The following is a 25,608-nucleotide window of genomic DNA, read 5'->3' as shown; positions in this document are numbered from 1 at the left end:
GCGACCTTCGAAGGACACGTCCCCCTGAAAGCAATGCTGCCGCTTCATCCTCGCTAACGAGGAGCGCGTGAGACGGGGATAAATTGTTCACTGTGTCTTGAGCCATTGAAAGTCGTTTGCCTGAGCTGCTTTGTCGGAAACGAGGACGGACCAGCCCTGTTCGCGCTTCTTATAGTAAAGTCGACCGTCACGACCACGGCCGGTGCTCATGTGGACCTCCAGCCAGCCATTCGCGGCGTGCACTCGCTTGCCACCCACCGACACGGGATGGTCGACGAGAAGCCTGAGCTTACCGTACAGGTCTCGACGATCTTCGATTTCGGTCAGGATGAAATCGGTAGATCCTCGCACCAATTCGATGCCGGGCAGCAATACCCTCATCACCGTCTGGAGTTCGGTATCTGCCCTCCCCTGCCGCCTCCCAGTGGCGACCGGACTGTTCGGACGGACTGCAGCTTCCGCTAGCTCTGCGTGTGCGGTCTCAAGGCTGAGGCGCAGCTGAGCCGCAATTTCCTCTGCCCGCGTCCAGGCGGCGAGCGCGTCATCCCTATCGGTCGAGAGCAAATCGACGCGAGTGCGTAGGTCGGCCAAGGCAACCTCATCACCAGCCGCACCTTCAAAACGCAGTGCTTCGAGCCCCGCCCTTAGGAATGCAGCCTCCGTTTCCAATCTCTGCTTATTTCGGTCGGCTTCGTCCCTGGTTCGCGCGAGCTCCGCCTCCTTCACGTCAGCAGTGGCGAGCGTGTTGGCGAGTTCACGCTCGGCAGCGATCAGCCTAGTGCCGAGACGTTCGTGGTCACGTCGCAGCCGAGCCATCAGAAGCTCTGGTGATGCGGCGTCCGTCTCGACGGCCGGTTCCGAGACATCCGCGAGCAGCTGCTCCAATTCCCAATCGCTAGGGGCGGACGCGACATCGAGCCTTAGAAACCAGTCATGTAGGAGGCCCGAAGCACTCTCTCGGAATGAGGGACCGTGATGTTCCACGGGAATTTTCGCGCGCGCGAAAGTTGAGAGCGTTTCACCAAGGAGTGCTTCTGAACCATTGATGAAAAGATACGGCCGGGTTCCCGACCGATCGACTGTCCAGAACCGCGTTTCACCATTTAGCGGCGCATCGACTTCATCCAGGCAGACGGGTGCCTCAGAAGAATAGCACCACCTCCCGTCGAGCGAAACCCGCCCGGCGCGCGCGATAGGATAGACCAACCCCATATATTCGATGCCGATCGAGCCATCGGGCATGCGCCGCGGGAGGCGTTCGACCCTGTCGACGGCCTGGCCATCTCTTTCGAGCAAGACTTCAATAGCCCGTAGCAAGTGATGTTCAGCCTGTTCGTCCGTTGACTCAGAAAAGCATAGCTATCACACTGATGCGGCGATCAGAATATCGCAATCGGGGGGCAGTGCGGGGTGGGCGTAGTTAATGTGATCATGTGGCCGATCGAGCGTGGGATCCCGCTCGTTTTCGGCTGGGAGCCAACTCCTCTCGTACTCTCGGCCCTGATATTGGCTTATGCCTCGTGGCGATACATCCGAGGTCGCGAGCAGCTTGATACGTTCGACGCTGCGCTTGATCGGTTTGGCGGGCGGCTTGCACGCTATCAAGGCGATGGGGTGTCGTTCGTCGCAGATGTAGAGGCTCTCACCGAGGAGTTCGGCGAGGACCGCTTCATCGGACATGCCTGGCGCGGCTACGTGGCCGACCTCCACTATGACGAACAAAAGGGCCGCGTAGCGTCCGGTCTCCCGCCAAGCGAGTTTTTCAACCCCCGCCTCTATCGGCACGGACGCATTGATTTACGGTCCTTCGAAGGGGTTCCGAACCAACTCGTAGGCCTGGGTTTGCTGGCAACTTTCCTCGGTCTGGTCGCGGCGCTTTTCATCGCTCGAGATGGCATCCAGGCTGATCTGGAGACTTCGAAGCACGCTCTGCGCGCGCTCTTGGGCGCTGCGGCGGCAAAGTTCCTGACCTCTGTCACAGCCCTCGCGGCGTCACTTACATTCGCCTGGCTTAAAAATCGCCGCCTCCACACCACAGAGCAGCACATCGAGCTGATCAACCGAGAGCTGGAAAGGCTGGTGCTGCCACTGAGTTCTGAACGGATCGCAGTTGACTCCTATGTCGAGCTAGGTCGGCAAACGACGCAGCTTGAGCGCTTCAACCAGGATTTAGCGGTAAGCATTGCTGAAGCACTCGACAAGCTCCTGGGAGCAACCTTCTCAACAGCGATCGAACCAGTAAAAACCTCAATCGAGGACATGGCCGATCGACTGGGCGACATCAATCAATCCGCCCTCGAGCGAATGGCGGAGCGATTCGCCGGTGTACTGAGCGGCGCTGCCGAGGAGCACACGCGCCGCTTGGGTGAAATGCTGGAAAAAGCGGCCCAGGCGATCGGTGAGCTGCCGGGCCAGATTGACGCCGCAGGTGAGAGCTTCAGGGCGGGCATAGAGGCTGGCTCACAGGAGCTCGCCACCAGCTTCGCCGCCGCAGGCGAGAATTTGGATGCTTCTCTCCTCCAGTCTTCTGAGGCGATCACTGGCGCCGTCCGGCAGGTTGCCGGCGAGGTCGAGGCAAGTGGGGCGGTTATAAGACAGGAACTCGAAGCCGCAGCGATCGATGTGAAGAACGTCATAGCGGCCGGGGTGACAGAATTGTCAACGTCGATGGTCGCCGCAGTCGATAATCTGGACGCAAGGATCGCCGAATCCGGCGTTGCCCTCTCGCAATCGCTGGGCGGCGCCGCAGAGCGGATTGAAGCTGGCGCGGACTCACTCCGTGCTGTGTCTGAACGCAGTGCTGAGTTGGCGAACAGTCTCACGCAGACAAGTGACGCATTAGCTCGGCAGTTCGAAGGCGCTTTGGAAGCTGCGCGCGGTGTAACTGACGGTCTTGGCACTTTGGTCGGTCAGGTCGACAAGGCGGGCCAGTCAGCAGAGGCGCTCGGTGCACTCGCCACAACGATGACGACTGTCTCGGCTGGACTGGAACGCGTCGCTAACCGGGTGGAGGAAGTCGCTGATCGAGCAGACGCCACTAACGATCGGTCGGCCACTCTTGTTGAGGGACTGGTCACCCGTGTGGACGTGATCAACCGGGATTTGGGCGCTCTAAACAACGCCCTTGCTGCGGCGATGCAGAAGCTCTTTGAGGGCCTAGGTTCCTTCGGCGAGCGAACCAGCGGGTTCGTGAAGGCGGTAGATAAGGAACTTGCCGAGGCGGCCGGACGCCTTAGCGCGGCTGTGCAGCAGCTCGACCAGGTTCTGAACGAACTGCCCCGAAAGGGCGACTTCAAGGCTTTCGCTGACGTTGTGTCTCGAGCGGGCTTCGACCGCGCTGAGGCAGCCGAATGATCCAGGCCTGACGAACCGTGCCACGCAGGACCAGGACCGCGGCCGCTGATCAAGGGCAGCCCGAAGAGAGCTACTTCGTTTCATTGAACGATTTGCTCATCGGCATGCTGTTCGTATTCATCATCCTCCTGATGATCTTCGCTCTCAATTACCAAAGTGCCGAAGCCCGCCTCAATCGCCGGATCGCTGCTCTCGAAGACGAGCTGGGCGGACGCGAGACACAGCGGACCGGGCTGCTGCGGCGGCTTCAGGGAGAACTTGCACGGGCAAACGTGCCGGTTGAAATCGACGAGAAGAACGGCGTCTTGCATCTGCCTGAAACTGTCCTATTCGCGTCGGGGTCTGCTGATTTGGGCGAGCGCGGCCGCGCGGCCCTTGCCAGCCTCGCTGCTCTCCTCGCTCGCGAGCTGCCGTGCTACGGCCAGCGCAGTGGCCGCATTGGCCACTCTTGCCCCGATGACTCCGAGCCGATCTTGGAAGCTGTCTATGTTGAAGGACACACCGACACTATCCCGATCGCCACCGCGCGCTATTCCGATAACTGGTCATTATCCTCCGATCGGTCGATCCAAACCTACAGGTCGATGGTGCAGGCGGCGCCAGGCCTCGAGAGGATCCGCAACGCCGCAGGAAACGCTACGCTGTTCGGCGTAAGTGCTTATGCGGCTCAGCGCCCGATAGCCGATAACGCGTCCGAGGGCGGACGCGCGCACAATCGTCGAATTGACGTGCGCTTCCTGATCGCGCCGCCCACTAAGGGGGACATCAAGGCGACCTCATCGGTGGGTTCCTTTCTGGGCGGGATCGAATGAACGCCTTCGCGGCGACGTTGCAGAGCCTGAAGGGCCTCTCGTCTCTCGCCCTAGACCTTTACAAGCACGTACCGGTGCAGTCGGAGATGCGCGCCGCTGCGCGTAAAATCGCCGATCTGTTCGAAATGCCAGCGCGTCCGGGCGAGGAAGAGCTGTTGCTCGCGCTGGAGGCATTCACGGGCTGGTGCGCTGGCGGCCGGGAACCCACTCGGGAGGAGTGGGTCCTCGCCCCGTGGATTTGCTTGCAGGGAACGCCACGGCTGATGGACCAGGAGCTGTTTGCGACGGGGCTCAGCCAGCGGCTTGCTGCCGAGCGTCAGCCTCGTCTCTTGAGAGCGATGGTCCACAGCTACCTTCGCGACTGGGAGGCCCACGCCACCGCAACGATTAGCGTTGGACATATCATCGAGCGCGAACTGAATCGTCACGGCGCGGCTTGGGCGGTGCGTTGGCGCGAGCGCGCGGGCACCGTCTCGCTCTTCAGTGCGGAAAGCCTGATAAGCCGGCTCGTCGATGCTGCACTGGAGAAAGGCGGCGACGTTCGCCTCCTCCTGCGGAATCTCGGTTTCACGACAGAATTATTGACTCAATCTGGCCTCCACGCTCCTCTCGCGGCAGGACTAGCAGTTAGACTTTCAATAGAGCTTTCCGCTAATAGGCGCTTTGCGGGGTCGACTGTCGGAAACATACTCGGTTTTCTCAGAACGGGCGCGACCTTGAGATTTCCCGAAGAACGCGTCGAACTCGCCGAACTGCTCCTCGCACCTTTCGCTACCAAGGACCTCACGGACGTGGAGGCGAAGGCTGCGCTCGTCAGCTTCTTCGATGAGCTATACGGCGATCCCCGAAGTCATCCGAAGGCATGGATCGGCATCAGCCAGGATGCTCGGCGAACGATTACCCGTTGGCTGGCGCGGAAGGCGCTCGACCTTTTCTTCGATATATTGAGCGCAACGGCTGATCCGATCTGGAAGTGGCGTAAGGCTTTCTGGCTCGCACTCGAGCGCAGAGGCGTCATCGACGATGCGTGGCCCATCTTCGGGCGCCAAGCCGTGGACTGGCTTGCCGCTCGCCCGGAGCAGCGACGGCGGGTGGCGGCCCACGCGAGGCTGACCGGCGCCGAGCGCAAGCAGTCCGTCATGCTGATGCGCATCGGCGGCTATATTGTTGCCGAATGGAGTCACGCCGGTTCGGTGCGAATCTGGGCGCATGCCGACGCCCGGGCACCTAGCATCGGTGATGCCTATTACTCCGCCGACGAGGTACGCGCTGACTGCCTCTATGACCAACGCCATGACGGCACCATCAGCTATTCTTGGCAAACCGAGCTCAGCGATTGGTTGGCGACCCGCATCGGCGTACGAATTGGCGTAAATGAAATGAGACCGAATGTCTGACCTGAGCTTGGAGTGGGTGTCCCAAGGCGACTGGGTTGTTGTCAGCGGCAAAAACATAGGCGGACCCGTCGACGTTGAGAAATGGCCGGCTCTCGCCGCGCCCTCCCTCGCTCCCGCCATCGGCGTTTTATGGAGTCTGGTCGAGGATGAGGTCGCACTCACGCAAGCCGACGAACTCCACCTGTCGCACAATGACGCGGCAGCGCTTTCGCCTGCTGTGCGCGCCGCGATAGGGCTGCCACCTACGCCCGCAGTGACGATGTTTGTCCAGCATCAGGACACGATCGATCGTGACGGGTTCAGGATAGATTACCGCTGGCACCATCTGGATGGTCGACCGGTGCTCGGCGCCAAACGTGATGGCGCATTCGTGAGCGTTGGTGGCCGACGGTATCTCCTTCCATCAGAGCTCTTCGAGATCGCCTCGGCGATCGACCGCTTCAACGCGTTACCAGCAACAGATCCAGATAGCCGGGCCGCGGTGTGGATCGACATTCAGGATCTACTGCCAACGATGGCTGAGCGCGGACCCATCGACGCTTCGCCCTACCTACGTCAGATCCGTGTCGCTCATGCTGGCGCCTTTACGCTCCGACCATTTGAGCATGACGGCGCAGTCGATTTTGATCCAGTCCTATTCGCGGCAAAGCCGTCAAAAGCGGCTCCGGTGTTGGGTTCGGATGCCGATTCTCTCACCGAAGAAGGCGCGGCCGAGGCGGAACCTGTGCCGCTGTTGCCCGAGCATTTGCAAAAATGTTTTGCCGAAATGCGTTTTCGCCAGTTCTCGGATGTGCGTGGACGCTACGCACTGCCTGACGGATGGCTTCTTATCCTCTCTCCACCGCTTCGCAAAGCCATGAGCGTCACTCGGCAAGTGCAGCGTACGGGAGGCGAACTCGCACGCGATTTTGTGCGCAATCCGAGAGCCTATCTTCGCGAGGCACTCGGCGGGGAATTGGATGAGCATCTCGTCGAAGAGCTGTTCAAAGAAACGCGTGAGTTCTCCGAGCGGGTTCAGGCGATCGGCCTTTGGCAGAAGAAGGTATTGCCTTGGATTCAGGTGCCGCGTGAGCCTTGGTTGCCACCCGAGGCAGTTGGCCTGATCGTCGATGGCGCGCCGGTGCAGCTCCCCGCGGAGCGAGTGGCGGAGCTGGCGACCGCGATCCGTCATGCGATTGACGAAGGCCGCGCGGAGGTTATTTTCGACGGCATTCCCATCCCCGCCACCGAGCAATCCCTCGCCTCCTTGGGCGAAATCGAGCGCGCCTTGGCCGGAGGCGACCCGAAGGGCAGGGCCGATCACGAAAAAGGCGACAGCCCGAAGGAGCCGAAGCACGATACAGAAGGCGGCAGTGAGCCGCATGTCCTCCTCGTCCGCAACAACTTCGAGGAAGTCATCTTCAACAGCGATCCGGCACCAAGATTGCCCTGGATCGCGCCGGGGCTTCACGAGAGCTTGCTCCGCTCCTCACCCAAGCAGCATCAGCGCGAAGGGGTGGATTGGCTGCAGCGGTGCTGGCATGCGGGTTGGACTGGCGCTCTGCTCGCCGACGACATGGGCCTTGGCAAGACGTTCCAGACGCTGGCCTTTTTGGCATGGGTTCGGGAAGGCATGCGAAGGGAGCAAATAAAACGAGCGCCTTTGCTCATCGTCGCGCCAACCGGACTGCTCCGCAACTGGGAAAAGGAGCACGACATCCATCTTGACGCGCCCGGGCTGGGGAATGTTCTGCGGGCATATGGCCCTTCACTCCGCACCTTGCGCATAGCATCGGGATCGGAATTGGAGATCGCTAGGCCGGTACTGGACACCGATCGGATTGAGGCCGCGGATTGGGTGCTCACCACCTATGAGACATTGCGCGATTACCAGCACAGTTTCGGGCGTGTCAGTTTCGGTGTGATCGTCTTTGATGAGATACAGAAGATAAAAACGCCGGGGACGCAAGTCACAGACGCGGCCAAGGCAATGCAAGCTGAATTCGCGCTGGCGCTAACGGGCACGCCGATAGAGAATCGGTTGGCCGACCTCTGGTGTTTGATGGACACGCTGCATCCGGGCGCTCTTGGAGGGCTGAAAGAGTTCAGTCGTCGCTATGAGGATCAGCCCGATCCGAACGACCTTAAACGGTTGAAGGAGGCCCTCTCGGTTCCCGGTCCAGAGCGACCCGCAGTGATGCTCCGCCGGATGAAGGACGAGGTACTGGAGGGGTTGCCCATCAAAACGGAGCACGTTCGGGCGGAACGAATGCCGGACGTACAGGCGAATGCCTATTCGGCAGTCGTTGCCGAGGCGCGGCGTCGCACGGATCGTGGAAAAATGCTTGAAGCGCTTCAAGCAATGCGTGCGGTGTCGTTGACGCCTTTGGAACGATCAATGGTTGCTTCGGACGAAGATTATATCCGCTCCTCGGCGCGCCTTATAGCGACCATGTCTATTCTAGACGAGATCAGGGACCGGGGAGAAAAGGCGCTCCTCTTCGTCGAGATGCGGGCCGCTCAGGCCGATCTCGCCGGCATTCTTCAGCGACGATATAATCTCGCGCGCACTCCAATGATCATCTCGGGCGAGGTCGCCGGACCCAAGCGCCAAGAGCGCGTAGATGAGTTTCAAGCAGGGCCGGCAGGTTTCGACCTCATGATACTATCGCCCAAAGCAGGTGGTGTTGGCCTCACCCTCACTGCAGCTAATAATGTTGTGCACCTGACCCGCTGGTGGAACCCTGCAGTAGAGGATCAGAGCACCGACCGATGCTACCGCATTGGCCAGCAGCGGCCGGTGAACGTCTATTTGCCGATGGCTCTGTTGCCTGGTGGCGAAGAGCACAGCTTCGATAATCGCCTTCACCTGCTTCTTAGGCAGAAGCGGGCATTGAGCAGGGATCTGCTCATGCCCCCGGCTATGTCGGAGGAGGATGCTCGACGTCTTTACGAGGAGGTCCTTGGGTGATCTGCGTATGATGGCAAACGCGCTGCCACAGCTTTGTCGAAGCGCGCCGCAGGGAGCAGTTGCAGCTCAAGCTGCTCGGCGGCGAGGGCTTCGGCGATGATCCGATGCGTCGGGCAGTGAATACCGACGGCGTCGAGCCCACAGCGCGCCGCATGCTGGGATAAGGCACGGTGTGGAAGGAGCCAGCACCGGTCATTCGCTGGATCATTGAATGTAGAACACCGGGAGAAGCGGACCCGGATGAAATCAGTGAATTATCTATCCACTGACTATCGTCAATTCGCTGCGGCCGCGAGCCACGGGCGTCACCGCGATTTTTACGGGAATCCTTTCTTTGATCTCCTCGACATGGCTGATGACGCCTACTCGGCGCCCGGTCGCGTGAAGATGCTCCAAGACAGACAGGGCTTGGCCGAGGCTGGCGCCGTCCAGTGCGCCAAATCCTTCATCGATGAACAGGCTTTCTATCTTGAGGCCGCGGCCAGTCGACATCTCGGCAAGGCCGAGTGCCAAGGCAAGACTGATCAGGAATCGCTCGCCGCCTGAAAGATTGTGCACCCCACGGATTTCGCCAGCCATGTCATGGTCGATCACCTGGATAAGCATGTCGCCGCTGGGCGCGCGTTGGAGCTCATAACGGGGCTTGAGATCCGTCAGCCTCGAATTTGCGTGCGCCAGAAGGCGATCAAGCGTTAGCCCTTGGGCGAAGCGCCGAAACCGAGCACCCGTCGCATCGCCGATGAGTTCATCAAGGGCGAGCCACACCCGTGCCGCTGAGCGCTCGCGTTCCAGGTCGGCGCGAAGCTTTGTAGTCTGCGTCCGTACCTCATCATCCCGGCGGAGCACGAATTGGGCATCTTGGAACGCCTTCTGTGCCGCCTCGTCAGCTTGCTTGGCTTCGTTGACTGCTTGAGCAAGGGTTTCGCCGGAGAGAGAAGGAGGGTCAGTCTGATCATGGCGGATCAGATCCTCCTGTCGCTGGGTCAGCAGGGCAGCAGCCTGTTCTGCGGCCCTGTCGATGTTGGCAAGAGCCTCAACCTCCTGATCGATCGCTTCCTGTCCTGCTTGAGCTGCGCCGGCGACGGCGTCCTCTCCGATCGCCAACTCGGTAAGGCGTGCGTGAAATCGACCTTGGCGCTCGAGATGGTTCTTGATCTTGCGCTCTGCTTCTTGGTCCGCGGACTCTTTATGAGCTGTTGCGGCCGCCTGCTGCTCTCGCGCCTTGCTGGCCTCAACTTGGGTAACTTCCAAAGCTCGGCGGCTCTGCGATAGGGCCGCTTCGTTGCGGGCGACGACGATATCCACCGTGTCGCCGCCAAGCAGGCTTTTCCGAGCGTCCGTTTGCCGAAGCTGATCTTCCTCCCACCCCTTCGCTTGAGACTCGATTTCGTCGAACCGGGCGGTGGCTGTGGCGGTCTCCGTACGCGCGTCAGCAACGGATTTCTCCAGCCCCGGAATTGCGGCGAGGAGTCGTGAATGTTCAGCAGAGTGGGCGCGCCAAGCCTTGGCAGATTCGTCGAGCCAGGCTGCGGGGTCAGGTAACTGTCGCCAATCTGCGCTGCCGCCGAACCTCGCGTCGATCGATCGCGCGAGCCGATCTCGTGTTTCGGTAGCGTGCGATCGTCGCTCCGCTATGCCGCTCAATTTCTGTTCGATATCGCGCGCTGTCTGAGCGGCGAGACCGGAGGCTGCGCGGCATTTTTCCCACTCGTTTCGAGCCTTTTCATCGGCGACTTGCGCAATCGTGACCGCGGTCTTCGCCTCCGTCATCGAATCGCGCTGCTTGTCGAGCGCGGCGAGTTCGCTTTGAAGAGTGGCCTCGAAGTCTGGTCCGGCCGGATCAAGGCCCACCGAGCTGCACTTTTCTGAGAGGACTGCAGCGGCAGATTGGGCATTATTGCTGGCCGCCGCCGATGCAGCGGTCTGATTTTCTATGTCGTGGTCCAGCCGGAGGATTGACTGGTCAGTAGCCTGGATTCCTGTGGCTAGGGCGGCCTCTTCAGCGGTCTTTGAAGACAATGAAGCGTCCAGCTGGGCAATGCGCTCCCGCTGCTCCCGAAGCTGTAGGCCCAAGAGCGAGTCGATCGCACTCAACGCATGTTCGGTCGCCCCGCAAACTGGGCAAGCCTGTCCATCCTCGAGCGTGGCGCGAAGTTGCATTGCCGCTTCGCCCGAGGCCGTTTCGGCTAGCTCGCCCGCACGCCGTGCCTCCTGCAATTGCGCCCGCAGAATAGGGAGGGAGGAGCTGACCTGGGAATGCCGGGCGACCAGATCTTCGCGTTCGGCCTTAGCGTCATCGAAATTGCTGCGCAGACGGACGAGGAGGTCGCGGGATGTTTCTACCTGAGCTTCTTGATGCTTCCAGTCTACTAGGAGAGGGGAAAGACCTCCCAGGCGATCCCGTTTTTCAATGATCGCTGAGAAGGCGGCATCGGATGGTGCTGAAGCCTTAGCCTCGTCCAAAATGTTGCGAGCCCATGTGGCAGCTGCGGCGGTTCCCTCTTCCGCTGCCTTGGCGGCTTCCCATGTGGCGTTGGCCTCTATTTTGGAGGCCTCTGCTTCCTTTGCGCTCTCTGAAAGCTCGGACAGCTTTATATCGACGGCTGCGATCTCGACGAGCTCTGCAGAGAGTTCCTGCTGCTGTGCAGCCAACGTGGCAAGCCCGGCGTTCGCCGCAAGCCACGACGCCTGAGCGTCACGAGTTTCTGCAGCCTCAGCCAACAAGGTGTTGGCGGCCTGCTCAAGCTCCTGACATCTCGATAGGGCTAGCGCGCGCGTAGCGCGGACGTCTGCTATACCATCAAGCGATGCGCTTGTTTCGGACAGCTTTCGGTCGAGCACACGGGCTTCTTCGATCTCAGGAGATTGAGCGGCAACCCGCTCCGTCTCGAGCTGGAGTTGAGCTGCTGCGTGACTTTCTTCGGCTGCCGTTTGCGTTGCGCGTTCGCTTGCCTGCTCAAGTGCACTTTGCCGCAGGACAGCAGTTTGCTGCGCTTCTTGCGCCTGCGTGGCCGCTTCCTGGACGGCGGTCCAGTCTCCGGCGAGCGCGTACGCCGCTTTGCTTAGGCGCAATGCTTCGTGCCGAGGGGCGGCTTCTTCGCGGGCTGCGTTCGCGATCGATGCGGCCAACTCACATTCCGTCACCTTGTTGGCCAAGGCAATGCGATCGGTTTCCCAGCGAACAGCTTTGGAGAGTTCTCCAAGCGTAGACGCGGTTCGATCTGCAACGTCCTTCGCTGCGCTTTGCTGCTCTTCGGCGATTCGGCGTGTTTCGTCGTCGAGGCCGTTCTGCGCCTCAATGCGGTCTAGGATCGCCTGCTGCTGGGCCCGCAGCGTTGCTGCTTTTTCATGAGCTGCGCGGCCAAGGCTCGCATAAATATGCGACCCGGTCAGCCGTTCGAGTAGCTGGGCGCGCTCATTATCGTCAGCCTTGATGAATGCCTCGAAATCTCCCTGTGCCAGGAGGACGGCCCGACGAAACTGTTCGGCGGATAAACCGACGAGACGGTGAATCTCCGCAAGCGTTTCGGTTTTGGTCCCACCCAAGATCTCGCCGTCAGCAAGGCGCGTGAGGTTGTGCCGGGTAGCCTGCATGCGGCCATCGGTCTTCTGACGGGCGCGCTGGACGGTCCACCGAGCGCGGTAGCGCTCGCCGTCCCGGCCAACGAAGTCCAATTCAGCATAGCCCTCACCAGAGCCATGCCGAAGGATGGCCCTCGGATCACCTGCCGACAACTCGTCACCTTGGGCCGTTTCGATCCTGGCGCGTGCCGGTGCCGCGCCGAGGCGCGGTACCGAATCGAACAATGCCAGGCACATGGCGTCGAGTAGGGTAGATTTCCCTGCGCCTGTTGGGCCGGTGATGGCAAAGATGCCGGCGTCGCTGAGCGGCTCGGCTTCGAAATCCACTTCAAAATCGCCGTTCAGGCTGGCGAGATTACGGCCGCGAATTGCCAGGACACGCATTAGGCGTCCTCCCTCGATGTTTGTGTCTCGATGAGAAGGGTTTGAAACGCTTGTTTCAAATCGTCCGGCGGTTCGCTGCCGTGAGCCCGCTCGAACAGCTCTGCGAAGACGGCATCAGGAAGGAGTTCGGCTAGATCTACCTCGCGCTCGGCGATGGCTTGGTTGGTGGCCTCACGAGCCGATACACGTGCGATGCGCGTCAGCCGCACAGCCTTCCCATCGAGTGCCGCCATGACCCGAGCTTGTAGGTTGGGTTCAGGGCCATCAACGAGGACTGAAACTTCCACAAACGGATGCAGCCCGCGAGGCATATCGGGATCGAAGTCCAATCCCTGGATTTCGATCTCAACCTCGCCGATCGGCTTTGGACCGTCGGCTGGGATCGTCAGAAAGGGGACGAGGCGGGGAATTTCTTCCTCTCGGACGATCGCGCCGCCCGGCGCAAGATCGACTATGCTGACTGAATGGCGGTAGAGCCTTTCCGTTGCGGACAGGGGGAATGGCGAACCCGCATAACGGATCAGCGTGTCGCCCCTGATCATCTGAGGGCGGTGAAGATGGCCAAGCGCAATATAGGCTGCTCGGTCGTCAAAAAGCGCCGTCGCCTGGGCTTCCTCCCCGCCTATGGTGATTCGCCTTTCTGAATGTTCGGAGATGTCCCCTTCCGCGACGTGAAGGTGGCCAGTCACTATGAGAGGCAATCCGTCTGCTTGTGCAGCGCCTGCCGCCAGAACATTGGCATACAACTCGGCAAGGCCTCCCGCGCCCATATCTCCCGGCCGGCAGTATGGGACGGCTGCCAACCATGCTGCGGTCTTACCCGTCCGATCGGTCAGCGGGATCAGCAACCTATCGAGGTCTGCCATGCCATTTGCGCGGGGCAGGGAGCCCACAAGGTGAATGCGCCCAGGTCCGAGAAGTGCGGCGGGTAGATTGATCCTCGCTGCGCTGTCATGGTTCCCGCCAATGATGACGATCTGCAGATTGGGGCAGCGCGTCGTAGCATCCCGAAGAAACGCATAAAGGCGTGCCATGGCTGATACCGGCGGGTTCGCCACATCGTAAATGTCGCCCGTTACGAGCAGGAGATCCGCTTCTTCAGCTATTAGGCGGTCAAGAAGCCAGGAGAGAAATGCGTCATGCTCCGCCTCTCGTTCATGGCTGAACAGCTCATGCCCAATATGCCAGTCAGAACTATGGATCAGTCGGAAGGCGGGTATCGATTCGGTCATGGGTTGAGTTTCGCAAAATTGGCGACAGAAATGGACGTAATTCGATCGCGGGGGGAGATGGCCAGCGTTGGCTTAGCAGCCATCTCCGCTCTGGCAGAGGTGTCTGGCAAGGACGATCATGGCTTCCGTATCTCGCCCGCAATACGCTCGTAGCGCCGTGTCGAGTGCCGCTCGGCGGTCTTCAGTCGTTGCGGGGGAAATGGCCTCCAGATAGGCGGCCTGGGCGTTCCCGCCGTCTTTGACCTCCAGCTCTGAATAATCAAGATCTGGGGCCACTGTGGGCAGAACGGCCTTGATCGACCAACTGCCGCGCTGGTCACGGTGATACCAGTTGGCGCGCGTGACCGGCAAAAGGTCAACGACCCGCTCAATGATCGAGTTGAGATCGTCCGCCAGATCGGGGAAAAATTCAGACAGTTCCCGGAGGCGTCCCTTTTCAAAGCTAGCGTTGTAAGCGACTACCGCGCCCGACTTGGGGATCATCGTCACCAGCGCTTCGGCACAGGCCCTGCGGGGGTCCGCCCCGTCCAGGTTGAGGAATTCATGGTGCTGAAGGCCTCCATCCTCCGCTTCCACATGAGCAGAAAACTGGAACGGCACCTGTTGATAGGGGCGGGTACCCACCCAGCGAGGAATGGCGAAAGCGATCGTCTCAAAGTCCAACCACGTTCGGGGGAAGGCCCAATCCGACATGGCGGATCGGGCGCCCTCTATGTTGTGATCGGGCTCGCCGGTTAAGGTGGCGTGGAACACCCGTTGATGGGTCGGATTGGTCAGCGCCGCAGGGTCGACTTCGAAAAGATCCTCGACCCCTCGTCGTAGCCACTGATTGCCGCCCCCGTACGGAAGCACGGTCACCGGCCATTCCGGGCCTGACGGGAGCGCTGCCTCGCAATATGCCGCGAAATTGCATGGGAGCCCGCCGCAGTGCGGGCCAGGAAGGATGTTGGGTTCGCTGCCAGTGAGCGCTTCCCGCGCCGCTGCCACTACCGCTGCTCGCGTTTCGACGCGATCCTCGATGTTGGAAGTGAGGTCGCTGTCGAAAAACAGCCCCTCGAGCGACCCATCACTTTTGAGGACGAAGTCGGAGTCCAGATGGCGGATCGCTGCGCTGTCGATTCGCACGCCGGCTTCACGAGCGACCCAGACCTGCGTGGCCAGGTCATTCACGTGATAGTCCTTGGGCTTCGTCGAACTTTTTACCTCGGCCATGTGCCAGCCACCGAGGCCATTTGGCTCGAGAATATCGACACGCACCAGAACGCCATCATGCTGAAAGGTGGCTTCGAAGATCGGATCCTCGTGACCGTTTTCCAGCAAAGCCTTCGTCGTCGCCAACGCAGCGGACAGATCGGGTTCAGCCTCCACCATGACACCGCCTGGCAAGAGCGAGCAGGCAGCCGAGCCAACCTCGTGCCCGGCAGCGAACCGGGCTTCTGCGCCCTCATCGTCTTCCGCGAGTTCAGGGCGATGAACCGATAGCCATAGCCGCTTCGGACATTGCTCGAAGTAGGTGATCCTCGATTTGGATAGACCATGCGGGCGCGATGAGACGCTCATGCTGCCACCCCCATGATGAGATTGAGGAGGGGACGGAAAAATCTGGGAGAGCCGATCGTCATGGTTCAGCCATGCATCGTTGGTGCGACAGAAATGGTCGCTTCGGTTGGCTGGGCCTGAGACGGTAACATCGTCAACGCCGCCACGATGCGCTGGCGCATCATCTCAATCAGGGCATCAGGCTGCTCGATGACGAGCTCATTGCCCCACGTGAACAGATGCTCCGCCAGCTCCCGCATGCCGCCACTGGTGAAGCGGATGAGAAGATCTCCATTCTCGAGTTCTTCCATTTGCTGATGGCGATGGAAGCGCCATTCTCGCGCTCGCGAGGCTGCCGATGCGTGGACGCGAAGCACGACGTCTTGCTTTTCGTCTCGCCAAACCGCGAAACTGTCGGCCAGCCAGGCGTCGATGTCCCAGTCATCTGGGGCGCAGCCGAGCTTTTCGCTGAGCCGGGGGTCGATCATACGATCCAGTCGGTAATAGACCGGATCATTTTCTCGGTCGGGCATCTTTCCGACCAAGTACGACAGGGGGCCGTGGACGATGCCGAAGGGAATGACCCGTCGCCAGCGCGGCTCCTGCTGCTGAACAGCGGCATAGCTGAATTCGAGGCAGCAACCGGACAATATTGCAGCTTGGACGGTCGCAACCGTCTCGGGCGGCACGGTCGCGACAGGGCCTGCGGTGACCATCGTTCGCTGAAGCCGGGTGAGCGCCTCTAGATCAGGATCAATGCGGCGTTTCTCGCGGTCGTCGAACGCCCCTTTCACTTTGGCCAGAAGGTTTGCCAGTTGGTCAGCGCGAACCGTCTGACCAGCTTCTCGTCGTCCATCCACCTCAGCCTGTAATGCTGCAACTTCAGCCGCAGTGGGGCGGGTGTAAACACGGCGAAGGCTGTCCCTGATGAGAAAGCGCTTTCGGCGATCTTCTGTCACTTCCTCAAGGTCAAAGTGCCGAGCGATGACGTCGCGCATGCGCTCGGCCGTCCTGCGATTGACGCCGAGCGTTTCCGCCATTTCATCCAGTGTCAGGCCCTCGGTCGACTCCGATAGCGCGTGTACAAGCGCTAACAGTCGATCCAATTTGGCCATACGATCGGTCATACTACACTACCCCCCAATCCTGCCCACCTACGTCCGCTTCTGCCGCTCTTTCAAGAGCCTAAAGAAGCAAATCGAAGTTCGTCATGCTGGTAGATGCGGGGGCGGGGGCAGAGCACTGGAGTGATGGCGCTGACTTTAAGGGTGCCGAGACAAAAGCTGATCGGCCATTTCGCTAATGCGTTCATATCCGACGATCCGATCCCGCCATGCTTCTGGGATTCCGTCCTCGCCGTAGACGGCGCCCGCGAGTTGGCCGGTGATAGCTGCGGTGGTGTCGGCATCCTCGCCGAGATTGGCGGCCGTGAGGACCGCTTCGGCGAAGCTTCCGGTGCGACCGATGCACCAAAGCGCGGCTTCAAGCGAATGGGCCACATAGCCCGATGCGTGGGTATCTTGCCTTGGCTTACCTCGCCAAGATCCGCCAACGATGTCGGCAATCTTCCCCGTCAGCCGTTCGCGGTTGACGTTGAGAACCTCATCAAGGGTGCTGCCGGAAATTGCACTTGCGATCATTCGAGCATAGATGGCGCAGGCCCCCACGGCCTCGGGCGCTCCATGGGTCACTCGGCTTTGACGAGTTGCCGCATCGTCGAGTGCTGGAAGGTCGTCGTGATATCGCAGAGCGACCGGCGCGAGGCGCATCAAGCTGCCGTTCCCCGCGCTAGTGGGATCCGTTGACCCGGCGATGGGGTTTCCTGATCGCTCCCATCGGGCCAATGCCGCACTCACGGTCATGCCGATGTCGAAGCAGTGCCCGTTTGATGAATAGGCTCCCTCATCTCGCCATGCGACGAAGCGCTTCATCAGATCCGCTTCATTGATGCCGTTGCAGCATATGAGGCTGTCCGCCAAGGCGAGTGCCATTGACGTGTCGTCTGTCCATTCGCCGGGCTTCAGGCCGAAGGGGCCGCCACCGATCATGTCGGTCAGGACGGGATAGCTGTCCCGGCGCGCAAACTCCAATGTCGTTCCCAGTGCGTCGCCTACGGCCAATCCAATCAGAGCGCCTCGGCCTCGATCACGCGTGGCCGCGGGCGTCTGGGCGGGGGCCGTCTCTGCGACTGCGACTTTTTGCTGCACGTAGGCGAGTTGCTGATGCGTTTCGATCGCTCCAGGACGAGTCATTCGCACTTGGCCGATGGCAGCCCTGGGTTCGGTTCCCAACTCGACCAGCAGGCGTGCGGCTATCATTCCAGCGCGTCCCAAGCCGCCCTTACAATGTACCACGATGTCGAAGCCCTGGCGTAGCCGTGAGCGCAGATTTGCGCCGATGGTGGTCCATTCCTTCTCGAACAGCGGACCCGGGATGTTCACGTCAGCAATGGGCAGATGGAACCAGTCCATGTGACGCGCGCGTACTTCCTCGCCGAGCCGATCCACGCCGAGGCTCTGGAATTCTGAGGGCTCGATGAGAGAAACGACCGCCGCCGCTCCGCTAGCTTGAATGGCGTCTAGGTCGACGCAAAGGTCGCGGTCCCACGCACCCGTTAGCGCATCACGCTGCTTTTTCCCCGGGCAGAATGTGATTCCTATTCTGCCGCCGCTGGCGTGTGTTTGGACGAACGCGATTTGCAGCGGATGGCTCGAACTGGTGCGGGGGGTATAGGCAGCGTCTCTTTGTTCCATTTTTGTCCTTTCTAGCGATCCCTGATGGCGCCAGCTTAGCGTTGGTCAGAGCTATTACGACCGAATCTGACAGATACGGTCGTACCTTCCTCTCCGTGGCCTATGTGAGGCCAAACTGTCTTGACCCAGCAGTCACGATAGGGTGGTGAAAGCATCAGAGGGGGAAATATCATGAAGATTGATCGAGATACGCTGAAAGAGGCAGGAACCAGCGCCGCAAAGGTCGGCCAGAAAATTGGCGAGAAGACTGTCGATGGGGTGAAGAAGGCTTGGGAAACGGACATGGGGCGCACCGCCATCACTGGCGCTGCGGCCGGTGCCGCTATCGCTGCTGTCGTCCCGTTCGTTACGGTTGGAGCGGGTTTGCTGATCGGTGGCGCGATTTCCGTTTTGGCGAAGAACGTCAGATCGGGTCAGTAACCTCGTCTGGGAACGAGAGCCCGCTAACGGCGGTCCTAGCCTGCCATAGATCAGCCCACCCCCTCAGCAAAAGGTTGAGGGGCGATCGAGAAACGGGGAACGGAAACTAACATGTTGGGAATATTCCTGCTGGCGGCTGTTACCGTCGTTGATGGCGATACCCTGCGCTTGGACGGCGAACGCGTACGTCTGGTCGGTATCGATGCCCCTGAGATTCACGGATGTCCGGCGGGACGCGCCTGTGCTCCTGGCGATGGCCAAGCCAGCAAACGCAGCCTACAAAATCTCATGAACGGATCGCTCAGCATTCGCCGTGTCGGACACGACCGCTATGGCCGTACCCTAGCGCACGTATATGTGAACGGCGTGAACGTTGCCTGTGAGCAGATCGGCCGCGGGCAGGCGGTTTACATGAGGAAGTGGGACAATGGGCTCGAACTGGCGCGGGAGTGCAGGTGATGGCTCGTCGCTGGGATGAGAAGGGTACAGAGGCGGATGGTCCTGCATTCCCTTATCTTATCTAGTGGCGTTGGAAGCAATCATCATTGGAGGGCTTATCCTGCTGGGCACGGGCATGATGTTGGTATCGGGCGTAAGGTGGCTGTTTGGTCTCTTCGGTTGAGAGGGAACGGGATGAAGGGCGACAGCCAAAGCGATAGCGCAGTCATACATGCTAATCGCATCGCGATGGCTCGCTATCTGGTCACAAAATCGCGTTCCGGTTCGACAAACCGATTGGCCCGAGAGTTGGGTATTCAATATGCCTATGCACGCCGCATTATGCAGGAGTTGGAAGGAGCCGGATTGGTGAGTGCACCGGACAAACGCGGCGCGAGAACGGTTGCATCAGGTGTATTTGTCTCGGAGAAATGAGTTGGGGCGGCTAATTTTAATTGCCTTCTTGTTGATCACCGGTGCTGTTTTTCTGCGCTTGGCCTGGAATGCGGCGCTTAAGATTTTGCAGAGCATTGTCAAAGTCGCCTATATCTCAGCTAAGGTGGCGGGAGCGGCGCTGTTGGCGGGATTGGCTGGCCTCGTTGCGTTCTTTGTTCTGCCTATCGCTGTCATGGGTGACTGGTTCGGAATCGCGGTTGTGAGTGTCGCGATCGCAGCCTTCGTCCTGTGTTGGAGGAAATTCGGATTTCGCGACGTGCGCGCCGCTCGTCGGCTGTCCCCGTTGAAAGACGATCAGTCGACGCCCTCCTCGATCGTCGAGGAAGCGATCAAGCCTGAGGCGGATGCCCGCATCGCTGAGGCGTGGAAAATGGCGGGCGAGCTTGCACCGGAATATGCTCAGCGCCTTTCCGCAGCTAGGCGCAACTGCGCTCAGGTGTTGGAGATGGCAGCCGGGGACTCAGTCGAATGGAGCGTCGTAGATTGTTCCACATTCATCTCGCGCACTGTGCCCGACGCGGTTTCAACGGCAGCAGCGCTGATGAAGGACGCCGACCACTCAGAGCGGAGCAGCCTTGCTGGTGAACTGGTCGTTGACCTGGAGCGGATCGCGAGCCGCGCGCGCGAGGAAGTCGAAAGTCGTCGCCGTCAGATTCGCAACAGTTGGCGCATTATCCGAACTCATATTGCGAACCGGACAGTCCCTAACGGGTCGTAAGGGCACCGCGAGTCGCCTGACGGATGTTATGCAGCTAGCGGCTCCTCATCCTGACCATCTACCATTAACATAAGAATAGGCGATTCTGTCTCATTGCGGGCGGCCTCGAGCCATTCACGCGGTGCTATGCCGCGCTCTTCCAACAGTGAAATGGGCGCGGCACGAGTAGCCGCAGCTGCTTCCCGCCTGCGTACCTTATGCAGTGTCGGTCCAGCGTACTGACGGGCCGAAATCATCGCAAGTTCGTAGTCTGTCGTTCCGAAGTCGACGTCGGTTGGAAGGTGGAACATCGCAATATCGAACAGGCCGATCGTCCCCGTCATAGATGCTATTTGAACAGCGGCTTCGTTCGCGACTGACGTAGCGAGAGCATTTTCGTTGCAGGCGATCAATGAGGCGACGCGAAGACCACTGCATAGATTATATGCATCAAGCATAGCGTCAGCCATTGAGAAGTTAGAAAGCGAGCCCTTCAGCAATCCTTTTGCACGCCAGGCAAAACGGTCCTGAAAGGCTCGGGCCTCGTGAGCTACTCGCAGCCATTGCTGCTCAGATCGGATGCGATCGCCGAACTCCCAGCCTTCCTCGTGCAGGCGCGCAAGCGAATGAATCGCAACGAAGTCGGCGTCTATAGCCTCTTGGCGCAATCCATCAATCTTAGCGCTCAAGGTATCTATTTTGTCAGCCATCAAGTTAAGGCTGCTTTGTACCTTATTGAGCTTATCGGCCATGATCTTGAAGCCGACAATATCTACTCCTATGCCGACGATATCTAACGCGAGATTAGCACCCGCGAGGTTGTGTAGAAGATGAACCCCTGCTTCGACGCGATTAACGCCAGCGCGGATCATCTCACCTTGCACTAGTTGCCCAGCCTGTAGGGGCAGGCTGAGGAGCCCGTCCGACATGAATTGCGCGATGGGTTTGGCCTCTTGCAAATGGGCAACGACCTTCCCGGTTCTCACACTCTGAATTACGCCGCCGCCTACTTTGTAGAGACCCTTGTCAATTCCGGCTAAGAGATGCGAGGGAATCTCGCGGATGACCAAACTGGACAGGGCGCTCATTGGCTCATACCCCGGGCTTTCTGGGTGACTTCGTTGATGATCGCAATCAGTTGCGTTTTAAGGGGACGAGGCTCGCCCGTATCTCCCATCCAGGCCACGGCGATGTGTTGAGTCGCCAGGCGTCGCATCCGCTCATCAAGGCCGCTTCGATCTTGTATCGTGCGGCTCATTGAAGCGGCGAAATCCGTCATGCCATCAATTGCTTTGGTGCGCCATTCGCGGGCGCCGCTTCCCACGAGGCTCCCAATGCGCGAAAATCTGCTGGTGGGAGTAGTTAACGGTACAGGATCTGCTTTTCGATCAGCAGCGGGCTGAACGGCGACTGGGGGCGTTATTGGCTCTGGCGTCGCCGGCATTTCCAAAGCCGTTCCGCTTTCCGCAATTGTAGTCGCCAAGGCGACGAATTGCGGGTCAAGCAAACCCAGTTCGCTCGCGGCTTGCCCAAGCAAATTGTCAAGTTGCCGGTAGATGCCCTCGCGCATTAGCGCGTCAATACGAATTCTGACAAAAGCGGTTGGATCCCAAATTGATTGGGTCAGAGCGGCGTCTCTCAGTTGCTCGTCGAGAGTAGCGCGGGCGGCAATGGCCGCCCCGTTAATCATGCTCAGGACGGCGAACAACTGCCGATCCCGCCATTCTGTAAGCGCCTGTCGACGGTCTAAAGAAGATATATCCATTAGATAAAGGCCGCTTTTTTCAAAATAAATGGAAGAGGGATGTATCGGCGTTCATGTCAGCTCCTTCACGCCGGTGAATCGACCACCGGATAGTGCGGCATCGGCCATTCATGATCCGCATTGTCCATCATCAGGTCGATAAACAGGGGCAGAAGGGAGCCCAGCAAGGCGCCGCAATCTCTAACTTGAGTGCGGTTGACCTCGCTATTCCAGGTTGCCCCTCCGTGGACCAACTGGTTTCGCAGGACGTACAGGCGTCCAAACAATATCGACAGCAAGGTGGCGGTGTCGTGGCGACGAAGGGCGTTCGCCGTCGCAACGCGCTCCCGTTCCAGCATTCCGCTCCAATCCTCGAAACCGGCAACCTCATTGTGATGATGCCAGAAGGGCGCGAACACATAGCGGTTGTCCAGCAGCAGCCTAATTTCCTGACTGAAGCGCTGCCAAACTAGATCATAAATTCGATGTTTGCTGTCAAAGCTAACCAAGGTGGAGAAAAAGCGCGCGAAGGCATCGCGCTCGCGCTGACTCTCTCCACCCAGCGCTAGTCCAACGTCACCTGCATATGCTGCGTTAAAGCCGATCCACAGCAAGATGAAGCGTATATCTTCATCTTCTTCATCTGCTTCTGCGCGGCGAAGCCAGGAAAGCGCTCGGTGAACTCGAAGCGTGAGAGGCATTGCGAAGCCATCACGTAAGCTACGTTGCTTCCGCTTGAGCGCCTCAGGATGAAGCGGACTAGAAGATGGGTAGCGGAAAGACATTGCTCAGCTTCTCTGTATCAGATGTCTAAGATAGTTCTGCGCTGCAACCGGCCAACATTTATCACGTATGAGGGCCGTTTTGGTTCGAGATTAGAAGCGGAGGGGCCGCAGGATCTTCGCCATCTGCGATATATCCATGAATAATATCGCCCGCCTTGAAGGTCGCATTGCCGCCTTTGTTAAGGAGGCCGAGGAGACCAAAGCCTAACACCCCCAAAATGACTCCGCCTGTGTTTGAGGCACCTTCAGCGCCCTTCGTACCGGTCAACGCGACCGGCCCCCATTGCGTGTCGACGTGGATCAAGCGCAGGCTCAGTTGGCCTTTTCCTCCCGCCGCGCTGGTGCCCGAGACGGAAACGATTTCGCCCCAAGCGACAGATCCGATCGGGATTGCGATTGTCCCGTCAACTGTCACGGGTGAGTTGACGCGCAGCCGGAAGCGCTCGCCGGCTTTCGCTGATCGGCTGTTCACTTCCCGAACAACCATCAGTTCAATGTCTGTCCCTTTTACCCAACGTGGATGGGATGGGGCCGGGACGACCGAGGCTTCTGAAGTGACGTCCTGGGCGGCCGCCAGCGGGCTGCCGACTAGGAGAAGTCCTGCCATAAAGGCTGCGCGCAACATTGAGTTAGTGAGAGCCCGCAGTGGTAGCTGCCGCGGTGGTGCCGCCAGCCGACAAGAAGCGGACCGCCGTGCCAGTCGCATTCGCCTTGCCCCAGCTGAATGCCGACACGTGAGCATCTCCATATTGCGCTTTGACCACGGCATCAGCACCGAGCTTCTGCGCGCGTTCCCAAAGCTCCTTATAGATTTTGTCTTGCGAGGGCGACTTGCTGAAAACGGTCGCCTTGCGCACGCCCGCCTTGACCTCTCCCAGGACCTCATAAGGACGGTCAGTGATGTCATATGGGAAAACGGGTACGCCGACTTCCTCATTCACAAGCGGCTGGGCTTGCGGCGCTTGGCCAAAGGCAGGCGCTGCAATACCCATCGAGAGGGCGGCAATCAGAACGAAACGCATAAAGTGTACTTTCCCTGTTGGAGCCGGCTTACTTCGCGGCAGGAGCTACTGCCGAACCTGGCTGAATTGCGGTTGCAACAGATGAAGAAGCTGCAATGGGAACGGCCACAGGTTCAGAAGGCGCAGCCTCGGCGAAGACCAAAGGCACGTCTTCACCGATGAAGCCCTTGACCTGCGATCCCGCAGCGATTTTGGCGCTTGTGCCTGTAGTGAAAAATCCAACGACAGGAACGAAGGCCACAGCAGCTACGACACCTGCCGTTCCGGTAACGCCTTTGTCATCAAACGTGCCGGTCAGCCGGATCTGACGCCCGTTCACGCTCACATTGAGGAGCGAGGCGGTCAAATGGCCAGACTTGCCCCACATCCCTTTATTACGAACCTCGGTGATTTCACCGACGGCTGGCGAACCGACAGGAATGACGACCTGCCCCCCAACAGAAACCGGCTCGATCACGGAGAGCCTGAAGTGCTGACCTACCCGAAGTTTCTTGCCTTCGGTGGTCAGGGGCTCTTCCATCTTGAGTTGGATTTCAGTGCCCGTGCGGAGAACATTATTGGCCGCTGGTCCGACAGCGAGTGCAGGCGCTTGAACCTGAGCATGTGCAGGCGTTGACGACGCGATTGCGCACGCGAGCGCAACATACATCAATCTCATTGATTTTACCCCCATATTTGGCCTTCCCCAAGGCCAGTCACCGTGTTGCAGAGCGCCGGTCGAGATGTCAAGCGACTGGCCACAGGGTTTGAAAAACCTTGTTGGCCGACCGTTTACTGAGTTGAGTCTGGTCGAAGTATTTGGTCCATTTTGGATGCTATCAGCTTTCAGAAGGACAACCCTTCCCAATCAGCTTCGACAGCAAGTTCGCCGATCCGCTCGGCTACTTTGACCGGCGCTTGGTTACCATGTCTCCTCAACAGCATCATGGCTGCGCCCAGTGCGATATGATCGTTGGTCATCCTATCGCTCTCCTGGATTAGCTCTTAACGCCGGACGGTGTCTGGACTTCCACCGTCATCTTGTAGCGATAGCGCTGCTCGCCAAGGATTCCGTAGCCGTAGGCGGTAAGTACAAGTGCGATACCCGCGATCAGCACTCCCAAAGTTATCAAGCACCCGCGCACGACATCCCCTTTTGACGTGAGCCTTATTGTATGGAGATATTTCGATCAGGCTAATAGCTGGGGCGGTGGGCTCGTCATCTTATAAACGCTGGATTTCGAGCGGATTAAAGCTGTCATGCCCTCGGAAAATCGCGAGGGGTGCGGACATCGAGCGTCGGGAATAGGCCGCGCATATGGCCGATGTTCCAGGTCACGATCGTGGAGATACCGTGCACCACCGCTGTTTCGCCGATCATTCGATCGTAGAGGCGAGCCCCGATCCCGCCACCGGCTGCATAGCTGCGCACCGTGTCGAACGTCTGCGCCGGGGTCAAGCCGATCAATTGGGTGACGGTTCTCACGCTTTCAAGCGCGGCCCAGGCTTCCTCTGCCGTGAAGCGAAATGGCGCGTGTGTGCCGCGACGGGTCAGGGTGCTATAGACTTCGGCATAGCTGTGTGCGGCAACGCCCAGCACATGACCGCGACCAGCGTCGAACAGGTCGGCCGACGAAGCATGATGCTCATGATCGCCTGCCAACGCCGCTATAATCACATTGCTGTCGATCAGCGCGTCAATCGTCAATGTCATGCTCACGGGATCGATCGAGAGCCTCATTGGCGCTTTCGAGGCTGACCGGCTTGCCGCTCGACGGACGAACCAGCAGCGCGCCGCGCCGCACCAGCTTGCCGGTATTGGCTGGAATACCTGGCGGGACATAACCTCGAAGCGCGTCCTCGATCACCTCACTGGCCGTCATGCCGGTGAGTTTCGCAAGCGCGTGGACCCGATCGCGCGCAAAAGCCGAGCGGACGTTGAGCTGGATATTTTCGGCACGACCCATGACCGACTCCTTTGCAGCCCGATATATCATGTCGACGCTCGGCGGGCTATCAAAATTCTGTTTTGGCTAGCTCTGGAATCTGACACCGTCGTTTCGT

23 protein-coding genes are annotated in these 25,608 nt (G+C 59.5%); 8 read left to right on the top strand and 15 right to left on the bottom strand.

Going from position 1 to position 25,608, the window contains the following annotated elements; all coding sequences use genetic code 11:
* Window positions 1–87 precede the first annotated feature (87 nt).
* On the bottom strand, window positions 88–1,242 hold the full coding sequence (locus A8G00_RS16390) for a hypothetical protein (protein WP_172451888.1): 1,155 nt from the start codon (window positions 1,240–1,242) through the stop codon (window positions 88–90).
* Between the two features lie 189 nt (window positions 1,243–1,431).
* Between A8G00_RS16390 and A8G00_RS16385 the strand changes: the two genes are divergently transcribed.
* The 4 genes from A8G00_RS16385 to A8G00_RS16370 all read left to right on the top strand — a co-directional run bounded on the left by A8G00_RS16385 (window position 1,432) and on the right by A8G00_RS16370 (window position 8,513).
* On the top strand, window positions 1,432–3,354 hold the full coding sequence (locus A8G00_RS16385; protein WP_216365627.1) for a methyl-accepting chemotaxis protein: 1,923 nt from the start codon (window positions 1,432–1,434) through the stop codon (window positions 3,352–3,354).
* Window positions 3,355–3,437: 83 nt separating this feature from the next.
* Window positions 3,438–4,166 (top strand): OmpA family protein, encoded by a 729-nt coding sequence (locus A8G00_RS16380; protein ID WP_139111442.1) that lies wholly within the window; start codon window positions 3,438–3,440, stop codon window positions 4,164–4,166.
* The gene (locus tag A8G00_RS16375; RefSeq protein WP_103001174.1) at window positions 4,163–5,563 is read left to right on the top strand and encodes an EH signature domain-containing protein; all 1,401 of its coding nucleotides are present in this window, start codon (window positions 4,163–4,165) and stop codon (window positions 5,561–5,563) included. Before A8G00_RS16380 ends, A8G00_RS16375 begins: the two co-directional genes overlap by 4 nt.
* Complete coding sequence (locus A8G00_RS16370) at window positions 5,556–8,513, top strand: DEAD/DEAH box helicase (RefSeq protein ID WP_103001173.1); 2,958 nt, start codon at window positions 5,556–5,558, stop codon at window positions 8,511–8,513. The genes A8G00_RS16375 and A8G00_RS16370 overlap by 8 nt, the downstream gene beginning before the upstream one ends.
* 258 nt (window positions 8,514–8,771) lie before the next feature.
* Here the strand turns inward: A8G00_RS16370 and A8G00_RS16365 are convergent, their stop codons facing one another.
* The 5 genes from A8G00_RS16365 to A8G00_RS16345 all read right to left on the bottom strand — a co-directional run bounded on the left by A8G00_RS16365 (window position 8,772) and on the right by A8G00_RS16345 (window position 18,003).
* Complete coding sequence (locus A8G00_RS16365) at window positions 8,772–12,479, bottom strand: AAA family ATPase (protein WP_103001172.1); 3,708 nt, start codon at window positions 12,477–12,479, stop codon at window positions 8,772–8,774.
* Window positions 12,479–13,711 (bottom strand): exonuclease SbcCD subunit D C-terminal domain-containing protein, encoded by a 1,233-nt coding sequence (locus A8G00_RS16360; RefSeq protein ID WP_103001171.1) that lies wholly within the window; start codon window positions 13,709–13,711, stop codon window positions 12,479–12,481. The genes A8G00_RS16365 and A8G00_RS16360 overlap by 1 nt, the downstream gene beginning before the upstream one ends.
* Before the next feature lie 72 nt (window positions 13,712–13,783).
* A complete protein-coding gene (locus A8G00_RS25260) occupies window positions 13,784–15,271 on the bottom strand; it encodes a DUF2779 domain-containing protein (protein ID WP_172451887.1) in 1,488 nt (495 codons plus the stop codon).
* Between the two features lie 65 nt (window positions 15,272–15,336).
* On the bottom strand, window positions 15,337–16,377 hold the full coding sequence (locus A8G00_RS16350) for a YafY family protein (protein ID WP_103001170.1): 1,041 nt from the start codon (window positions 16,375–16,377) through the stop codon (window positions 15,337–15,339).
* Window positions 16,378–16,512: 135 nt separating this feature from the next.
* A complete protein-coding gene (locus tag A8G00_RS16345) occupies window positions 16,513–18,003 on the bottom strand; it encodes an ADP-ribosylglycohydrolase family protein (protein ID WP_103001169.1) in 1,491 nt (496 codons plus the stop codon).
* A gap of 171 nt (window positions 18,004–18,174) precedes the next feature.
* Here A8G00_RS16345 and A8G00_RS16340 point away from each other — a divergent pair, with 171 nt between their 5' ends.
* The 4 genes from A8G00_RS16340 (at window position 18,175) to A8G00_RS16325 (ending at window position 20,035) form a co-directional block, all read left to right on the top strand.
* Window positions 18,175–18,423, top strand: a complete 249-nt coding sequence (locus A8G00_RS16340; protein ID WP_103001168.1) for a hypothetical protein — start codon at window positions 18,175–18,177, stop codon at window positions 18,421–18,423.
* Window positions 18,424–18,534: 111 nt separating this feature from the next.
* On the top strand, window positions 18,535–18,882 hold the full coding sequence (locus tag A8G00_RS16335; RefSeq protein ID WP_103001167.1) for a thermonuclease family protein: 348 nt from the start codon (window positions 18,535–18,537) through the stop codon (window positions 18,880–18,882).
* Between the two features lie 174 nt (window positions 18,883–19,056).
* On the top strand, window positions 19,057–19,296 hold the full coding sequence (locus tag A8G00_RS25255) for a DNA translocase FtsK (RefSeq protein ID WP_172451886.1): 240 nt from the start codon (window positions 19,057–19,059) through the stop codon (window positions 19,294–19,296).
* Between the two features lies 1 nt (window position 19,297).
* Window positions 19,298–20,035 carry a hypothetical protein gene (locus A8G00_RS16325; protein ID WP_103001165.1) on the top strand — a complete coding sequence of 246 codons (738 nt, stop codon included), beginning with the start codon at window positions 19,298–19,300 and terminating at the stop codon, window positions 20,033–20,035.
* A gap of 26 nt (window positions 20,036–20,061) precedes the next feature.
* Here A8G00_RS16325 and A8G00_RS16320 read toward each other — a convergent pair whose 3' ends face one another.
* From A8G00_RS16320 to A8G00_RS25250, 9 genes are all read right to left on the bottom strand, one after another.
* Window positions 20,062–21,102: a hypothetical protein gene (locus A8G00_RS16320; protein ID WP_103001164.1), complete on the bottom strand. Its 1,041-nt coding sequence runs from the start codon at window positions 21,100–21,102 to the stop codon at window positions 20,062–20,064.
* A complete protein-coding gene (locus A8G00_RS16315; RefSeq protein ID WP_172451884.1) occupies window positions 21,099–21,779 on the bottom strand; it encodes a hypothetical protein in 681 nt (226 codons plus the stop codon). Before A8G00_RS16315 ends, A8G00_RS16320 begins: the two co-directional genes overlap by 4 nt.
* Window positions 21,780–21,844: 65 nt before the next feature.
* Complete coding sequence (locus A8G00_RS16310) at window positions 21,845–22,543, bottom strand: HEPN domain-containing protein (protein ID WP_031286271.1); 699 nt, start codon at window positions 22,541–22,543, stop codon at window positions 21,845–21,847.
* Window positions 22,544–22,604: 61 nt separating this feature from the next.
* The gene (locus A8G00_RS16305) at window positions 22,605–23,168 is read right to left on the bottom strand and encodes a hypothetical protein (protein ID WP_172451883.1); all 564 of its coding nucleotides are present in this window, start codon (window positions 23,166–23,168) and stop codon (window positions 22,605–22,607) included.
* Window positions 23,169–23,172: 4 nt separating this feature from the next.
* Complete coding sequence (locus A8G00_RS16300) at window positions 23,173–23,565, bottom strand: heavy metal-binding domain-containing protein (RefSeq protein ID WP_103001161.1); 393 nt, start codon at window positions 23,563–23,565, stop codon at window positions 23,173–23,175.
* Between the two features lie 28 nt (window positions 23,566–23,593).
* Window positions 23,594–24,214: a hypothetical protein gene (locus A8G00_RS16295; RefSeq protein WP_103001160.1), complete on the bottom strand. Its 621-nt coding sequence runs from the start codon at window positions 24,212–24,214 to the stop codon at window positions 23,594–23,596.
* 176 nt (window positions 24,215–24,390) lie between these two features.
* The gene (locus A8G00_RS25800) at window positions 24,391–24,525 is read right to left on the bottom strand and encodes a hypothetical protein (protein ID WP_301182313.1); all 135 of its coding nucleotides are present in this window, start codon (window positions 24,523–24,525) and stop codon (window positions 24,391–24,393) included.
* 277 nt (window positions 24,526–24,802) lie between these two features.
* Complete coding sequence (locus tag A8G00_RS16290) at window positions 24,803–25,252, bottom strand: PIN domain-containing protein (protein WP_172451882.1); 450 nt, start codon at window positions 25,250–25,252, stop codon at window positions 24,803–24,805.
* Window positions 25,242–25,511, bottom strand: a complete 270-nt coding sequence (locus tag A8G00_RS25250) for a hypothetical protein (protein WP_172451881.1) — start codon at window positions 25,509–25,511, stop codon at window positions 25,242–25,244. The genes A8G00_RS16290 and A8G00_RS25250 overlap by 11 nt, the downstream gene beginning before the upstream one ends.
* Between the last annotated feature and the right edge of the window lie 97 nt (window positions 25,512–25,608).

Source organism: Sphingobium sp. SA916 (assembly GCF_002894065.1).
In the GTDB taxonomy this organism is placed as follows: Bacteria; Pseudomonadota; Alphaproteobacteria; order Sphingomonadales; family Sphingomonadaceae; genus Sphingobium; species Sphingobium fuliginis.
The sequence above is the reverse complement of the archived record's forward strand: the minus strand, read 5'-3'. Positions and strand labels throughout refer to the sequence as shown.

Excerpts from the sequence above, each read along its gene's own strand:
- A8G00_RS16390 (WP_172451888.1), bottom strand. The coding sequence starts at position 1,242 with ATGCCCGATGGCTCGATCGGCATCGAATATATGGGGTTGGTCTATCCT.
- A8G00_RS16385 (WP_216365627.1), top strand. The coding sequence starts at position 1,432 with ATGTGGCCGATCGAGCGTGGGATCCCGCTCGTTTTCGGCTGGGAGCCA.
- A8G00_RS16375 (WP_103001174.1), top strand. The coding sequence starts at position 4,163 with ATGAACGCCTTCGCGGCGACGTTGCAGAGCCTGAAGGGCCTCTCGTCT.
- A8G00_RS16370 (WP_103001173.1), top strand. The coding sequence starts at position 5,556 with ATGTCTGACCTGAGCTTGGAGTGGGTGTCCCAAGGCGACTGGGTTGTT.
- A8G00_RS16365 (WP_103001172.1), bottom strand. The coding sequence starts at position 12,479 with ATGCGTGTCCTGGCAATTCGCGGCCGTAATCTCGCCAGCCTGAACGGC.
- A8G00_RS16360 (WP_103001171.1), bottom strand. The coding sequence starts at position 13,711 with ATGACCGAATCGATACCCGCCTTCCGACTGATCCATAGTTCTGACTGG.
- A8G00_RS25260 (WP_172451887.1), bottom strand. The coding sequence starts at position 15,271 with ATGAGCGTCTCATCGCGCCCGCATGGTCTATCCAAATCGAGGATCACC.
- A8G00_RS16350 (WP_103001170.1), bottom strand. The coding sequence starts at position 16,377 with ATGACCGATCGTATGGCCAAATTGGATCGACTGTTAGCGCTTGTACAC.
- A8G00_RS16345 (WP_103001169.1), bottom strand. The coding sequence starts at position 18,003 with ATGGAACAAAGAGACGCTGCCTATACCCCCCGCACCAGTTCGAGCCAT.
- A8G00_RS16340 (WP_103001168.1), top strand. The coding sequence starts at position 18,175 with ATGAAGATTGATCGAGATACGCTGAAAGAGGCAGGAACCAGCGCCGCA.
- A8G00_RS16335 (WP_103001167.1), top strand. The coding sequence starts at position 18,535 with ATGTTGGGAATATTCCTGCTGGCGGCTGTTACCGTCGTTGATGGCGAT.
- A8G00_RS25255 (WP_172451886.1), top strand. The coding sequence starts at position 19,057 with ATGAAGGGCGACAGCCAAAGCGATAGCGCAGTCATACATGCTAATCGC.
- A8G00_RS16320 (WP_103001164.1), bottom strand. The coding sequence starts at position 21,102 with ATGAGCGCCCTGTCCAGTTTGGTCATCCGCGAGATTCCCTCGCATCTC.
- A8G00_RS16315 (WP_172451884.1), bottom strand. The coding sequence starts at position 21,779 with ATGGATATATCTTCTTTAGACCGTCGACAGGCGCTTACAGAATGGCGG.
- A8G00_RS16310 (WP_031286271.1), bottom strand. The coding sequence starts at position 22,543 with ATGTCTTTCCGCTACCCATCTTCTAGTCCGCTTCATCCTGAGGCGCTC.
- A8G00_RS16305 (WP_172451883.1), bottom strand. The coding sequence starts at position 23,168 with ATGTTGCGCGCAGCCTTTATGGCAGGACTTCTCCTAGTCGGCAGCCCG.
- A8G00_RS16300 (WP_103001161.1), bottom strand. The coding sequence starts at position 23,565 with ATGCGTTTCGTTCTGATTGCCGCCCTCTCGATGGGTATTGCAGCGCCT.
- A8G00_RS16295 (WP_103001160.1), bottom strand. The coding sequence starts at position 24,214 with ATGTATGTTGCGCTCGCGTGCGCAATCGCGTCGTCAACGCCTGCACAT.
- A8G00_RS25800 (WP_301182313.1), bottom strand. The coding sequence starts at position 24,525 with ATGACCAACGATCATATCGCACTGGGCGCAGCCATGATGCTGTTGAGG.
- A8G00_RS25250 (WP_172451881.1), bottom strand. The coding sequence starts at position 25,511 with ATGGGTCGTGCCGAAAATATCCAGCTCAACGTCCGCTCGGCTTTTGCG.